Below are 13405 nucleotides of genomic sequence, written 5' to 3' on the forward strand. Positions count from 1 at the left end.
ATGATGTCATGGGCGACGCTGTCAGTGTTTGTACCCACTTTTTTGTTCGTTTCACTAACGCCGGGAATGTGTATGACGCTGGCCATGGTGCTGGGCATGACCCAGGGAGTGAAGCGAACGCTGTGGATGATGATAGGCGAGTTAGTTGGTGTTGGTATTGTGGCCGCCGCTGCAGGTGCTGGTGTGGCCGCGTTAATGCTACGACAGCCAGAGCTGTTCATTGCGTTTAAGTGGGTAGGCGGCGCTTACTTAGCTTATTTGGGCATTATGATGTGGCGCTCTAGAGGGCGTATGGCTATTCCTGCCGAACTGAATGCCGGACCTGCTGCAGGGAGAGTGCAGTTGGCTACTCAGGGATTAGTCACGGCAGTGGCCAACCCTAAAGGCTGGGCCTTTTTCATGGTGCTGTTGCCGCCGTTTTTAGATGGCAGTCGGCCACTTGCGCCTCAGTTAACCCTGCTGATTGCGGTTATTTTAGTGATCGAGTTTGCCAGCATGCTGGTGTACGCCACTGGGGGGAAAACGCTGCGTAACGTGCTAGGCAAAAGCGGCAATGTACGGTTGCTTAACCGTATTGCAGGGACACTAATGATTGGGGTGGGTGTCTGGCTGGCCCTGGGATAGCACCGAATGGCTAGACAGGTGGCATCAGGATAATTCGCAGGACTACCAGCGCGATGGTGGATGCCATTAGTCTGCCCCACGGGCAATGAGGTAAAGGAGCTCTAACGCGTCGCTGCCAATTCAGCCGAATGAGGGCGCATACCAGCAAGCCCAAGAGCGCGCCGCCGATGAGATCACTTAGCCAATGAACGCCTAATATCAAGCGCGATAACGCCATGGGTGTTGCTAAGATAATGGCCAGCCAATAAACCCAAACTCGTTGTTTGCGGTGCAATTCTGCTGCAATGAAAGCCGCTGCTAGCCCTACAACAACAACCGTCGTGGAGGTGTGTGCACTTGGGTATGAAAATGAGCCAATTAAGTACTCTGGTGTTGCTGGTCGAGCACGCTCAAAAACCATTTTTCCTATTGTGTTGAGCAGCGCAACGCCACCGATGGCAAAGACCCAATGGCAGAGAGCATCGATGCGTTTATGATGGATCAGCCAAACGACCAAAGGCAAAAGTAGTGCGCTAATCCCAAGTGCATCCCCTATTTTAGCTAAAACTAAGCTGATTAACTGAAGTGGTTCATTGGTTAACCAGCTAAACAGTCGCTGAGCTTGTAGGTCTATTGCCAGCGGGTCTTGATGATTGATTACTAGCAGAGTCCAGGCGGAGACACTTGCCAACGTGATCAAAAACAGCAGTAACGAGGCTAGTGGCACTTCATCATTAAGGCTCATTGAGAGCCACGATCGACGCATAAAGGGGATGCGGCGAATAAGGCGTGCTGTTGCCAAGTAGATAAAGCCATGGCGCCCAACCTGAGCTCTTCCCCAGGAAAAAACCACCGCAAGCACGACGATGCTGGCGCCTAATGTAATGATTGCCGTTTCAATGTTTTGGGGGAGGTTGAGGTGCTGTTGCCAGGTTCTTCCTAGTAAGTAGCCAGGCAGCACATAAGCGGGAGCCCACAGGGCTGCGGAGGTGATATTGGCCCACAAAAAAGTGCGCTTTGGCATCCGCATCATACCTGCAATAAGCGGAATAATGGGGCGGACTGGGCCTACGAACCGGCCAATAAATACTGAATGGATACCATAACGGTTAAAAAAACGTGCGCCGCGTTCCAGCCATTCTGGGTGCATGGATAAAGGCCAACGGTTAGTGACCTGTTCACGATGGTGATAGCCAAGCAGGTAGCTAATGCTATCCCCCAAAATTGCGCCTAGTAACGCAGCGCCGATTAGCCATGGTAGGGCAATGGCTTCATGTCCCGCCACGGACGAAGCTGCGGTAATTAACACAACACCAGGCACCAATAAGCCAACCAGCGCAAGGGATTCAAGCAGTGAAATCAGTGCAACCAGCAGTAATAACATGACTGGCGAGAGTGGCAGGGCAAAAAGCGTATCAGCCATGACGAGTACTGCTCCATTTTTTTATAAGCATCAAGCGATAGATAATGCCTTCGCACGTGCTTCCAAGCGATTTATATAGCGTTCAAAGCTCTCATTTCGGCATGGTAGGCAAACAGCAATGCGGGTTTCTAGCAGCCCAGTTTCCACTAGAACACGTTGTGATAGTGCGCGTTGAAGCCGCTCGCGCACCAACATAGCACCGCTCTCACTTGTGTCGGGCAGCACTAGCCAGAACGTGGCGTTGTCTGCCCGGCCTAACAGATCGTGGTCGCGGCAACGGCTATTGACTTCGTTACAGAGAGCGCCCAACAGTGCCGTTTGCGCGCGTGAGCCAAATTGCTCTTCCGCCATATCAAGCTGAGGTAAATGCATCACTAAGACTGCCAAGCGTTTGTTAAGCATTGCAGCGCGCAGAAACTCATTGTGAAGCCGCTCTTTTAGCGTATCAATATGGTAAGCATTGCAATCATTGTCGTTTGGGTCTGTCGCCCTCAGCAATGCTCTTTGTCGTGCGTGCTCCCATGGTGGTAAGGCCATCAGCAGAATGAGAGCGGTATAAGCAATAATTATCTCTGAGGATGCATCGCTGTGACGGGTTAGTAGCCACCACAAGGGGCTGGAAAATACCGTTAGCAAGAAAGCGTTCGATAGCGGTAGTAAAAAAAATGCAGCGGCCGTGGGCAGTCCGATCCAAATTGTCGAGATGCTAGGATGACTGTAGAAGGCAGCCAGGGTAATGATATAACTACTACCCAGCAAAATAGCACGGGGAAGAACCGGGTTTAACGCCTGACTGTGGTGCATTAGCAACGCAGTAAGTAGCAGCAGTGTCACAAACATTGGCACTAAAAGGTCGTGATATTTTCCCATGCCATAAAGCCAGAATGTGTACCCTGCTACTAGGATCACACTGGCAGTGTAGGCAAAAGTCATCAGGTGTCTTTGCCGCGGTTGATCAATCATCGTTACCTTCCCGTTGTTGAGGCGGGGGCTGAACCAGCGTTTCGATGGATAGGCCTGATAGCTCTATATCCATTAGTGGTAGATGGTGGGAGTGCTGTGTTTCTGGGAGGCCTGCACAGAGAAGCTTGCGGCGGTGGGCGGCTTCCTTTGGGTTATGCGACAAGGTCAAGGCGGCAAGCGTCTGATTATTTAAGCGATAAACGTGTTCAAAACTGTATATGAGGTTGCATAATTTTTGCGCCGCCGACCAAAGCTGATGGCGTTTTACTTGGATAATTAACAACTCTGCATAGATGGCTTCACGTTCAGATCGGGTTTGTTCTCGGCTCAGGTCTCTCAGCAGCTGTCCACTTGGCCATAGATTTAATCCGGGGATTAGCCGAAGGCGTTTGCGAATGGAGCCGTTAATATCGATTAACTGGCACGCTTTTGCACTGGACAGCACACCTAGCGTGATCAATGCCGCCAACAGTAGTAGCGCTTCGGGTAAGTTAAGAAGGGGGGCAATGAATGACCAGCTAATCAACGCAGCGCAGGTATTGAACACGGCCACCCAGCGTTTCTGAGGCAGCATAAACATTGCCGCCCAAGCCCATATTAAAAAGCTATGGCGCTCTGGAGCCACGGCAATAAGCCCCAGCAGTAGCGCCCCGGAGAGTGCTTGCCAAGGTAGGCCTTTAGAACGACGATGGCTAAAATCGAGCAATAGTGCAGTAACAAAAAGCCAGCCTACAGATAACCAAAGTACTAGCGCGGCCGCGGGCTGCGCCATATATGTCCAGGACGCTAATGCTAACGCCGCTGCGAACAAGTTGGCTCTTAATAGGCGTATTTTGTACTTGCTTTGCATGGTGGCTTACTATTCACCTTTAATTCAGGATTGCCCATGGAGCACTTTGACTAGGCGTGGGCGTCGAAATGTAATTATTAGTAGCGTCAGTATAACGCCCTAATGGCGTAACATACTGCCAAACACCTAGTACCACTACCATAGAATGCAACTTGCCTTGCATACGCAATAAGACAGGGAGAAAGTATGAGCGGTTCAAACGCACACCAAAACATAGCCCTACAGCAATTAGCTGCGGGGAATGTGCCCGCTTATATCCAGGTGCTCGGTCAAGGCGCTAGGGCAGCCGCCAGAGAGCTGCGTCGTGCTGATACAGGATTGAAAAATCGTGCGCTTGAAGCAATGGCATCGCGCCTGACGGCATCTAAACAATTAATACTAGAAGCTAATGCGCTTGATTTACAGCGTGGCAAAGAAGCCGGCCTAGACGCTGCATTGCTTGATCGTCTGGCGCTTAATGATGCGCGAATTGATGCCATGGTCGAAGGTCTTCACCAAGTGGCTGCACTACCTGATCCCGTTGGCGAAATTGACGATATGCGCTATCGCCCAAGCGGAATTCAAGTTGGCAAAATGCGCGTGCCTCTAGGGGTTATTGGCATTATTTATGAATCTCGCCCAAACGTTACCCTTGAGGCAGCAAGCCTGTGCTTAAAATCGGGTAATGCTTGCTTGCTGCGCGGAGGTTCTGAGGCCAGTGCGTCAAATGCGGCGATTAGTAGTTGTATCCAAGAGGGGCTAGCTGACGCTGGCTTGCCAGCTGAATCAGTGCAGGTTGTTGCCACCACCGATCGCGCTGCGGTGGGTGCGATGATTAGTATGCCCGAGTACGTCGACGTCATTATTCCAAGAGGTGGTAAGTCTCTGATCGAACGCATTTCCCGCGAAGCAACGGTGCCGGTCATTAAACATCTTGATGGGGTTTGTCACGTTTACATCGACACTACGGCAGATCCCGCTAAAGCGCTGGCCATCGCGGTAAATGCGAAAACGCATCGCTATGGCACCTGCAATACGATGGAAACGCTGCTGGTGGATGCGCCGATTGCTGATATCGTGCTGCCAGAGTTGGCTCGTGCCTACGCCGAGCACCATGTAGAGCTACGTGGTTGCGAGCGTACACGAGCATTGCTGCCCCAAGTGGCGTTGGCCACCGAAGAAGACTGGGGCGCTGAGTACCTTGCACCTATTTTAGCGATTAAAGTCGTCGATGGTATGGATGAGGCGATTCAGCATATCGAGCAATATGGCTCCCATCATACTGATGCCATTGTGACTCAAGACATCAGTCTAGCGAGACGCTTCATGGCTGAGGTCGACTCAAGCTCAGTCATCGTAAATGCCTCTACGCGCTTTGCTGATGGCTTTGAGTATGGACTGGGCGCAGAAATTGGTATCTCAACCGATAAGCTGCATGCGCGAGGGCCGGTTGGATTAGAAGGGCTTACAACGCAGAAATATGTGGTCTTTGGTGATGGGCAAATCAGGCAATGAGTTCAACACCCATGCGAATAGGCATGCTGGGGGGCACATTTGATCCTGTGCATCTGGGGCATTTGCGAAGCGCTGTTGAGGTTCGTGAAGCCCTTAAGCTTGATCGTTTGCACATGATTCCCGCACCTCAGCCGCCTCTGCGTGATACGCCTCAGGTGTCACCGGAACAGCGTTTTGAGTTGTTAAGGCTAGGTATTAGCGACACACCAGGGGTGGTGGCAGATGATCGGGAGCTACGCCGAGAAGGGCCTTCTTATAGCGTGGATACGCTTGCCGAGCTGCGGCAAGCGTATGGCGATAGCGCGAGTCTAGTGATGATTATCGGGTTCGATGCTTTTCTAAGGTTAGCCAAATGGCACAAAGCTAATCAGATATTCTCTTTAGCACATCTCGTTGTGATCGCTCGACCTGGCTATAACGCGCGGTGGCCTGAGGAATTAAGGGAACTGGTGGGTAATCGTGAAGTCGATAGTGTGGATGAACTGATGCGAAGCCCTAATGGTAATGTTCTGACGCTGGCCTTGCCCTCCATGATGGCGATTTCGGCTACTTATATAAGAGAGCGTTTAGAAAAGGGCAAAAGCGTTCGTTATCTACTGCCTGAGGCCGTCGAGGAAGCCATTCTGCGGCATGGTTTCTATCATTCTGGTGAATAGCGCTGGCAGTCAGGAAAGAAGCCGTTACAATGGCCGGCTAATTGACTGAATATCACTGAGCTTGCTTTTGCTGAGCTTACGACAACAAGGGGTTGCCTTTAGGAGCCATGCACATCGATACACTTAAAAATCTAGCGGTTGACGCCCTAGAAGAACTTAAAGCACGAGATATTACGCAGTTAGATGTTTCCAAACTGACTGAAGTTACTGATTTGATGCTGATCGCCAGTGGTACGTCTACTCGCCACGTGGCTGCCTTAGCGCAAAATGTTGTGGAAAAGGCCAAAGCGTCAGGCCTTGCGCCCCGAGGTGTTGAAGGTGGCGATAATGCTGACTGGGTATTGGTCGATTTAGGCGATGTGGTTGTCCATATTATGTTGCCTGAAGCGAGAGCCCTCTATGATCTTGAGCGCTTATGGGCAGACCTACCCAATGACGCTGGGGCTATTAGTGAGTCGCTCAAACGGTTTGAAGAGCGAGCCACGATGTCATGAAGATCCGGCTGTTAGCGGTGGGCACCAAAATGCCTGCGTGGGTTGAGGAGGGCATTGAGACCTACCGCAAACGGCTGCCTCGAGACTTCTCGCTTGAAATTGAAGAGATTCCACTCGGTCAGCGTGGCAAAAATGCTGATATAGCCAAAGCGCGTGCGCAAGAGGCTCAGCGTATACGTGACAAGCTTCGTGGCGACGAGTATATCGTGGCACTTGAGGTTAAGGGTAAAACCTGGAGTACCGAGCAACTTGCTGACGAGGCCGACGCTTGGCGCATGTTGGGCAAAGATATTGTGTTGTTGGTGGGAGGACCAGATGGCTTAGAGCCATCCCTTTCAGCAATGGCGGATAAAGCGTGGTCTTTATCGCCTCTCACGTTGCCGCACCCACTGGTACGTATAATGCTGGCTGAGCAACTTTACCGGGCGTGGACACTGTTAGTAGGTCATCCCTATCATCGATAATTGCTTTTTGTCTGATTTGAGAGTCATCGTTACCCATGCCTAAGCGCCGTGACACGCTTAAAAACCCTGAGCAAGAATTGCGTATTTTTCGTGTCAGGGCGCTACTTGCCGTTTTGGTGGTGGTTGTTTTGACGGGATTGCTGACTGGACGATTAGCATACTTGCAGATCGTTCAGCACGATTTATACAGTACTCGCTCCGAAAAAAACCGTGTCCGTGTCGAACCGCTGCCCCCCAATCGGGGGTTGATTTATGACCGCAATGGCGTCCTCCTTGCCGAAAATCGCCCTACCTATAACCTCACGTTGGTGCGCGAACGCGTTGATGATTTAGATGAAACGCTGGCGCTGTTAGTTGAGCTTCTAGACTTGCCCGAAGATGATATTGAAGCGTTCAATGTCCGTTCCCGGCAACGCCAACGCCCGTTTCAGCCTGCGCTTTTAATGAGTGATTTGAGCGAAGACCAAATCGCACGGTTAGCGGTGAATCGGCATCGTCTACCAGGGGTTGAAGTAGAGGCACAACTGCTCCGTTATTATCCTGATGCCGAAATGATGGCCCACTCACTGGGCTACGTAGGGCGCATCAACGCAGAAGAGATGCAAACTCTAGATGCTGGGCGATATGCGGGAACACACTTTATTGGTAAAACAGGGATTGAGCGCTTTTACGAGACGGAATTGCACGGGCAGGCGGGGCTGCGTAAAGTTGAAACGAATGCACGTGGGCGTGTACTTAGAGAGCTTGGTCGTACTGATCCGGTACCTGGGGAAAACCTTACTTTAACGCTTGATAAGTCAATGCAAATGCTGGCTTACGAGCTGTTAGATGGCAGGCGTGGATCTATCGTCGCGATCGTTCCTGGGACGGGTGAAATCCTCGCCATGGTATCGACGCCTGGCTTTGATAGTAATCAGTTCGTGACGGGAATTGATGTCGCTTCTTATCGCGGCTTGCAGGAAAATATCGACCTCCCGCTGTTTAATCGAGCAATTCGTGGCCATTATCCGCCAGGTTCGACCATTAAACCTTTTTTGGCGCTTGCGGGGCTGGTCGAGGGTGTTATCACTCCCGATAGCACGATTAATGATCCTGGTTTCTATCAGTTGCCCAACGACTCTCGTCGCTATCGTAATTGGTTGCGTTGGGGGCATGGTCGGGTAGACATGGAGCGGTCTATTGCTGTTTCAAACAATACTTACTATTACACCTTAGCTCATGATTTGGGTATCGATAATCTGCATGAACAAATGACCAACTTTGGTTTTGGCCAACGTGTTGCTCATGACGTGCAAGGTGAAAGCACTGGCCTGATGCCGTCTCGTGACTGGAAGCGGGCACGCTTTAATCAGCCTTGGTATCCCGGTGAAACACTCTCTGTGGGAATTGGGCAGGGTTACTGGCAAGTAACTCCGTTACAACTGGCTAGTGCAACGGCTACATTGGCTAATCGCGGTCATTGGGTAAAGCCACGTCTTGCGTTAGCAATAGGTGAAGAGCCCTTAGCGTTGGATTTGCCGGATACGCTGCCCGATATTCAGTTGGATAATGACAACTGGTGGGACCGTGTTTTCAGTGGCATGGAAAAAGTTATTAGCGGTAATGAAGGTACAGCACGCCGCACGGGAGTAGGGCTAGAGTACCGTATGGGGGGGAAATCAGGCACCGCCCAGGTGTTCTCGCTTGGACAAGATCAGCGTTACAACGCCGCAGAACTTGAGGAGCGCTTACGCGATCACGCTCTTTTTATGGCGTTTGCGCCAATCGACGACCCTCAAATTGCGGTCTCAGTCATTGTTGAAAATGCTGGAGGCGGGAGTACGCATGCCGCTCATTTGGCGCGTGCGATGACCGATGCATGGATATTAAGAGACGATGCGCCAGACGTTGAAGAAGTTAAAGAAGTATTGGAAGAAGATACTGCCAACGTGGAGGGTAACTAATGAGGTCATGGCAAACCCTCTCTCGCCCATTACGTCGTTATCCAGTACGCCCACCCGATAGTGGTATTGCTCGGCGCAAAAGCATCTGGGAGCGGATTCACCTTGATCCGTGGCTGTTAGGTTTGCTGCTGTTGCTGATGGGTGGTGGTCTATTAGTGCTTTATAGCGCTTCCGGGCAGCGTATTGATACCGTGATTGCTCAAGCTATACGTTTTGGTGTTGCCATCGCTGTTATGGTGGTTATTGCCCAATTATCGCCTTCCACGTTTCTGCGCTGGGCTCCCTTGGCTTACGGCTTGGGTCTAGCTATGTTGTTGGCAGTTGAAATAGCGGGTGATGTGGGTATGGGGGCAAAGCGGTGGCTTGAAATACCGGGTGTTATTCGGTTTCAACCATCTGAAATGATGAAATTAGCGGTGCCACTGATGGTGGCTGCCTATCTGAATCGTTGCCAATTACCGCCACGTTTCAAGCATATTTTTGTATGCGCGGTGATAATCGGCTTGCCGGTGGTGCTTACAGCTATTCAACCGGATCTTGGGACGTCGCTTTTAGTGGCCAGCGCGGCGGTTATTGTCGTGCTTTTGGCAGGTTTGTCCTGGCGCCTAATTGGTTTGATTGCTGCCTTAATTGCAGCAGGGCTTCCTGTTCTATGGATGAATATGCACAACTATCAGCGTCAACGGGTTTTAACATTCCTGGATCCAGATAGCGACCCCTTAGGGTCGGGTTGGAATATTATTCAATCAACAACAGCGATAGGCAGCGGTGGCTTATGGGGGAAAGGCTGGCTTGAGGGTACTCAGTCTCAATTAGAATTCCTGCCTGAGCGCCATACGGATTTTATTATTGCCGTGCTGGGTGAAGAGTTTGGTCTGGTGGGAATGCTCGTGCTGCTATCCCTCTATGTCATGATTGTGGGGCGAGGTCTTTGGCTGGCAACCTCTGCTCAGGACACCTTCGGGCGACTTTTTGCAGGCAGTATTATCCTGACGTTTTTTATATATGTGTTTGTCAATGTCGGCATGGTAAGTGGTATTTTGCCAGTTGTTGGCGTACCGCTGCCGCTAGTGAGCTATGGCGGGACTTCTAGCGTGACCTTGCTGGCAGGGTTCGGTATTCTCATGTCAATACATGCCCATCGGCGGTTGTTGCCGCGCTAGTATCGAATAGATAAGTAGCGGTGCTTTTTCACAGGAGTGGTTAGTTAATGAAATGGGCCCGAAATAAAGCAAGCGGCTGCATGGCAGCTATGTTACTGGCGTGTGCTTACACGGTTGCATGGGCTGACGACGCGTCGCCTTTTGATCCTCAGCAGCACGAAGGTACTCAACAGCTAGTTGACGAGTTAGCAGAACAAGGAATTCCTCGGCAATGGCTAACAGATGCTCTGAATCAAGCCAGCTTTAGCCAATCTGTTTTGGACGCTATGGAAGGTGCTGCTGAACGTCGCTTACGTTGGTATGAGTATCGCGATATCTTCTTAACTCAGCAACGTATTGAGGAGGGAGCCGACTTCATCAGTGAGTATGAGGATGCGTTTGCTCGGGCTGAGGATGTGTATGGTGTCCCACCAGAGATCATTGCTGCCATTATTGGTGTTGAAACCTATTACGGTAAGCATAAAGGGCGTCACCTTGTATTAGACTCATTGGCAACATTAGCCTTCAACCATCCTGTCCGTGGTGGCTTTTTCCGGGGCGAACTGGCGGCTTTTTTGAAAATCGCTCATGAGCAAGGCGTTGAGGTTGACGAGCTTTATGGTTCGTATGCAGGCGCAATGGGGTATCCCCAGTTTATTCCCACGAGTTATCAAGCCTATGCCGTCGATTTTGACGGTGATGGTAAACGAGATTTATGGGAGAATCCGGTTGATGCCATTGGCAGCGTGGCGAACTACTTTGCTGTACATGGTTGGCAGCGTGATGGGGCAATTTATCATGAGGCCGATGGCCCTGATTCAGCGCCTGAAACGCTTCCTATTAACCAAACCAGTAAGCCTGATGTGACTGTATCTGAGGCGATTGAAGCTGGCATTGAACCACAAAGTGCGCTTGATCCAGAGTTACTTGTGGTGCCTTTAAGGCTCGAGCTTGCCGATGATAGTATCCAATATCGCTTGGGGGAATATAACTTTTACGTTATTACCCGCTATAACCACAGCCATCTCTATGCAATGGCAGTGACAGAGCTATCAGAAGCGATTGCACGGCAGGTTGAGGGCTAAATATGAGAACAGTGCTGTCTGAGGCTCGTGGCATAGGTGGTGCGGTGATCATCATGGCGTTGGTTAGCGGCTGTGCCAGCCATGAAGCTCAACAAAATAGCGCCAATCAGCCTGCTAGTAAGCCTGCTGAAAGTGCGAGCGGGGCGCTCAGCAGTGGAGCAAGTAGTGGTGGTGAATCGACGGGGGAGCGCTATGCAATGACCGGCGACGCGTATCCGTTAGAGCCGCCGGATGTGAGCAAGGTGCCAAACGCTGAGCCTCGCATAGAACCGCTATCGCGTTCCGGTAATCGCTCCACTTATGAAGTGTGGGGTGAAACCTATCATGTATTGCCGGATGCAACGGGCTACGTGAAGCAAGGGACGGCCTCCTGGTACGGTGAAAAATTCCATGGCTATGCCACATCAAACGGTGAAATTTATGACATGTATAAAATGTCTGCGGCTCACCGTTCGTTGCCACTGCCAACATTCGCCCGTGTCACCAGTTTAGACAGCGGTCAATCTGTTATCGTGCGCGTCAATGATAGGGGGCCTTTTCATAGCGACCGTGAAATAGATCTTTCCTATGCAGCGGCTGCACGGCTAGGCTTTTTAGATAATGGTACTGGCGCCGTTCGGGTTGAGGCTATCGAGCCTGAACAATGGCTGGCTCAGCAAGGTAGGAGTAGCCGTCCAGTCGATGAGGTGCCTTCGGCATCTTCTACTGTGAATGCACGGCCTGTTCCAAATATTGCTGTTCAGCGACCAATGGCAGCGGATGACGCGATTTATCTACAAATTGCGGCACTGGGCAGTGAAGAAGGAGCCCAGCAGTTGCAGCAACGTTTGGTTAGTGAGCTCCCTCATAAAGTACGGGTGATGAGTGATGCAGATGTGCATCGTGTGCAGGTTGGGCCAGTGAGCCCTAATCAGGAAACCCAAGCACGTGAAGAACTCCGTCGGGCGGGCTTCCCACAAGTGTTTATCGTGAGATAGTTCACCCCATTTATTAGCTAAAATAACGTGCTTCGTTGACGTTTTTTCTTTGTTGTGAGAAGTAAGAGATGAATGTATTGATGTCTATTCGCCGTACCGCTGGGCTTTGTTTGTTTGCGGTTTTTGCCGTGGTGTCTTCACCGGCCGTAGCTCAGGTGATACCTCAGCCGCAAACGATTATTCCCTCCGCTCCTCAGCTAGCGGCGAGCTCATGGATTCTGATGGATGCCAACAGCGGTCGTATTCTTGCTGAGCATAATTCTGATGAACGCTTACCGCCAGCCAGCCTGACTAAACTCATGACCGCTTATTTGGTCGAGCGTGAGTTAGATCGCGGCACAATTAGCTTGACTGATATGGTTAATATCAGTGAGAAAGCTTGGCGTACCGGTGGCTCCAAGATGTTCATCGAGGTAGGCGATCAAGTCTCGGTCGATAATCTGCTGCATGGCATTATTATTGTATCCGGTAATGATGCTAGCGTGGCGATGGCAGAGCATCTAGCTGGTGGCGAAACGCCATTTGCCGATTTGATGAATCAGCATGCTACGCGCTTAGGAATGCACAATACTAATTTCCAAAATCCGACAGGTCTTCCTGGCGATAATCACTACTCCACCGCTCACGATATGGCGTTGTTGTCACAGCATATTATTAACGACTACCCTGAGCACTATACTATTTACTCTCAACGCAACTTCGCGTTTGGTGGCATCGACCAGCCAAACCGTAACCGGTTGCTATGGCGCGACCCGAGTGTCGATGGTTTGAAAACCGGTTGGACAACGGAGGCGGGCTACTGTCTTGTCTCTTCGGCCGAGCGTGATGGCATGCGGCTAATTTCAGTTGTGATGGGCACTAACTCAGAAGAGGCGCGAGCGCAGGAAACGCAAAAGCTACTCAGCTACGGCTTCCGCTTCTATGAAACGATGAAGCTCTATGAGCGTGGTGCAGTGCTTGCAACGCCACGGGTATGGGGCGGTGATAGTAATGAGTTGCGTGTTGGCGTTGATGATGAAGTGTTTATGACACTTCCGCGCAACCGTAATGAAGAGTTGCGTGCTCGCTTGAACCTGGATAGCGATCTTCAAGCGCCGATTGCCGTGGGTGATGATGTCGGTACGTTAGAAGTATATTTAGGTGAAGAAATGGTTGGTGAGCGCCAGCTAGTGGCGCTAGAAAATGTTGAAGAGGGTGGCTTGTTTAAGCGCCTATTTGACCAAGTAAGGCGTTTCTTCAGTGGTTTGATTAGCAACTTTACTGATAAGTAGCCACGAGCTTAAGCGCAGGATTTTTAGTATTTTGCGCTTA

Annotated in this window: 13 protein-coding genes; 10 read left to right on the top strand and 3 right to left on the bottom strand. The window is 50.9% G+C overall.

Annotation, left to right across the window (positions count from 1 at the left end):
* Entirely contained in the window at nt 1-624 is a 624-nt protein-coding gene (locus J4377_RS07490; protein ID WP_198349847.1) for a LysE family translocator, read from the top strand.
* 10 nt (nt 625-634) lie between these two features.
* On the opposite strand, the gene J4377_RS07495 is transcribed toward J4377_RS07490, so the two are convergent.
* Genes J4377_RS07495 through J4377_RS07505 form a run of 3 tightly spaced genes read right to left on the bottom strand, consistent with a single transcriptional unit; the run spans nt 635 to nt 3761 of the window.
* A complete protein-coding gene (locus tag J4377_RS07495) occupies nt 635-2026 on the bottom strand; it encodes a bifunctional DedA family/phosphatase PAP2 family protein (protein ID WP_198349804.1) in 1392 nt (463 codons plus the stop codon).
* A 30-nt stretch (nt 2027-2056) separates the two neighbouring features.
* A complete protein-coding gene (locus J4377_RS07500; protein ID WP_253487806.1) occupies nt 2057-2989 on the bottom strand; it encodes a diguanylate cyclase domain-containing protein in 933 nt (310 codons plus the stop codon).
* On the bottom strand, nt 2982-3761 hold the full coding sequence (locus J4377_RS07505; protein ID WP_370687198.1) for a hypothetical protein: 780 nt from the start codon (nt 3759-3761) through the stop codon (nt 2982-2984). Before J4377_RS07505 ends, J4377_RS07500 begins: the two co-directional genes overlap by 8 nt.
* Nucleotides 3762-4025: 264 nt before the next feature.
* Here J4377_RS07505 and J4377_RS07510 point away from each other — a divergent pair, with 264 nt between their 5' ends.
* The 9 genes from J4377_RS07510 to J4377_RS07550 all read left to right on the top strand — a co-directional run bounded on the left by J4377_RS07510 (nt 4026) and on the right by J4377_RS07550 (nt 13365).
* The gene (locus J4377_RS07510) at nt 4026-5333 is read left to right on the top strand and encodes a glutamate-5-semialdehyde dehydrogenase (RefSeq protein WP_253487808.1); all 1308 of its coding nucleotides are present in this window, start codon (nt 4026-4028) and stop codon (nt 5331-5333) included.
* Nucleotides 5330-5989, top strand: a complete 660-nt coding sequence (nadD, locus tag J4377_RS07515; protein ID WP_176472123.1) for a nicotinate-nucleotide adenylyltransferase — start codon at nt 5330-5332, stop codon at nt 5987-5989. The genes J4377_RS07510 and nadD overlap by 4 nt, the downstream gene beginning before the upstream one ends.
* Nucleotides 5990-6096: 107 nt before the next feature.
* Nucleotides 6097-6483: a ribosome silencing factor gene (gene rsfS, locus J4377_RS07520; protein ID WP_038483599.1), complete on the top strand. Its 387-nt coding sequence runs from the start codon at nt 6097-6099 to the stop codon at nt 6481-6483.
* Nucleotides 6480-6947, top strand: coding sequence for a 23S rRNA (pseudouridine(1915)-N(3))-methyltransferase RlmH (gene rlmH, locus J4377_RS07525; RefSeq protein WP_038483601.1), 468 nt, complete (start codon nt 6480-6482; stop codon nt 6945-6947). Before rsfS ends, rlmH begins: the two co-directional genes overlap by 4 nt.
* Before the next feature lie 35 nt (nt 6948-6982).
* Nucleotides 6983-8890 (top strand): penicillin-binding protein 2, encoded by a 1908-nt coding sequence (gene mrdA, locus J4377_RS07530; RefSeq protein ID WP_038483603.1) that lies wholly within the window; start codon nt 6983-6985, stop codon nt 8888-8890.
* A complete protein-coding gene (gene rodA, locus J4377_RS07535; protein ID WP_198349805.1) occupies nt 8890-10053 on the top strand; it encodes a rod shape-determining protein RodA in 1164 nt (387 codons plus the stop codon). Before mrdA ends, rodA begins: the two co-directional genes overlap by 1 nt.
* Before the next feature lie 47 nt (nt 10054-10100).
* Nucleotides 10101-11117 (top strand): lytic murein transglycosylase B, encoded by a 1017-nt coding sequence (mltB, locus tag J4377_RS07540; protein ID WP_198349806.1) that lies wholly within the window; start codon nt 10101-10103, stop codon nt 11115-11117.
* A gap of 2 nt (nt 11118-11119) precedes the next feature.
* Complete coding sequence (locus J4377_RS07545; protein ID WP_253487810.1) at nt 11120-12094, top strand: septal ring lytic transglycosylase RlpA family protein; 975 nt, start codon at nt 11120-11122, stop codon at nt 12092-12094.
* A gap of 68 nt (nt 12095-12162) precedes the next feature.
* The gene (locus J4377_RS07550) at nt 12163-13365 is read left to right on the top strand and encodes a D-alanyl-D-alanine carboxypeptidase family protein (protein ID WP_120387069.1); all 1203 of its coding nucleotides are present in this window, start codon (nt 12163-12165) and stop codon (nt 13363-13365) included.
* Nucleotides 13366-13405: the final 40 nt, after the last annotated feature.

The organism is Halomonas sp. XH26 (assembly GCF_024138895.1).
In the GTDB taxonomy this organism is placed as follows: Bacteria; Pseudomonadota; Gammaproteobacteria; order Pseudomonadales; family Halomonadaceae; genus Vreelandella; species Vreelandella alkaliphila.

Bases quoted from the DNA above. Each gene is read 5' to 3' on its own strand.
- rlmH (WP_038483601.1), top strand. From the start codon at position 6,480: ATGAAGATCCGGCTGTTAGCGGTGGGCACCAAAATGCCTGCGTGGGTT.
- J4377_RS07490 (WP_198349847.1), top strand. From the start codon at position 1: ATGATGTCATGGGCGACGCTGTCAGTGTTTGTACCCACTTTTTTGTTC.
- rsfS (WP_038483599.1), top strand. From the start codon at position 6,097: ATGCACATCGATACACTTAAAAATCTAGCGGTTGACGCCCTAGAAGAA.
- J4377_RS07550 (WP_120387069.1), top strand. From the start codon at position 12,163: ATGAATGTATTGATGTCTATTCGCCGTACCGCTGGGCTTTGTTTGTTT.
- J4377_RS07505 (WP_370687198.1), bottom strand. From the start codon at position 3,761: ATGGCGCAGCCCGCGGCCGCGCTAGTACTTTGGTTATCTGTAGGCTGG.
- rodA (WP_198349805.1), top strand. From the start codon at position 8,890: ATGAGGTCATGGCAAACCCTCTCTCGCCCATTACGTCGTTATCCAGTA.
- mltB (WP_198349806.1), top strand. From the start codon at position 10,101: ATGAAATGGGCCCGAAATAAAGCAAGCGGCTGCATGGCAGCTATGTTA.
- J4377_RS07545 (WP_253487810.1), top strand. From the start codon at position 11,120: ATGAGAACAGTGCTGTCTGAGGCTCGTGGCATAGGTGGTGCGGTGATC.
- J4377_RS07500 (WP_253487806.1), bottom strand. From the start codon at position 2,989: ATGATTGATCAACCGCGGCAAAGACACCTGATGACTTTTGCCTACACT.
- J4377_RS07510 (WP_253487808.1), top strand. From the start codon at position 4,026: ATGAGCGGTTCAAACGCACACCAAAACATAGCCCTACAGCAATTAGCT.
- J4377_RS07495 (WP_198349804.1), bottom strand. From the start codon at position 2,026: ATGGCTGATACGCTTTTTGCCCTGCCACTCTCGCCAGTCATGTTATTA.
- mrdA (WP_038483603.1), top strand. From the start codon at position 6,983: ATGCCTAAGCGCCGTGACACGCTTAAAAACCCTGAGCAAGAATTGCGT.
- nadD (WP_176472123.1), top strand. From the start codon at position 5,330: ATGAGTTCAACACCCATGCGAATAGGCATGCTGGGGGGCACATTTGAT.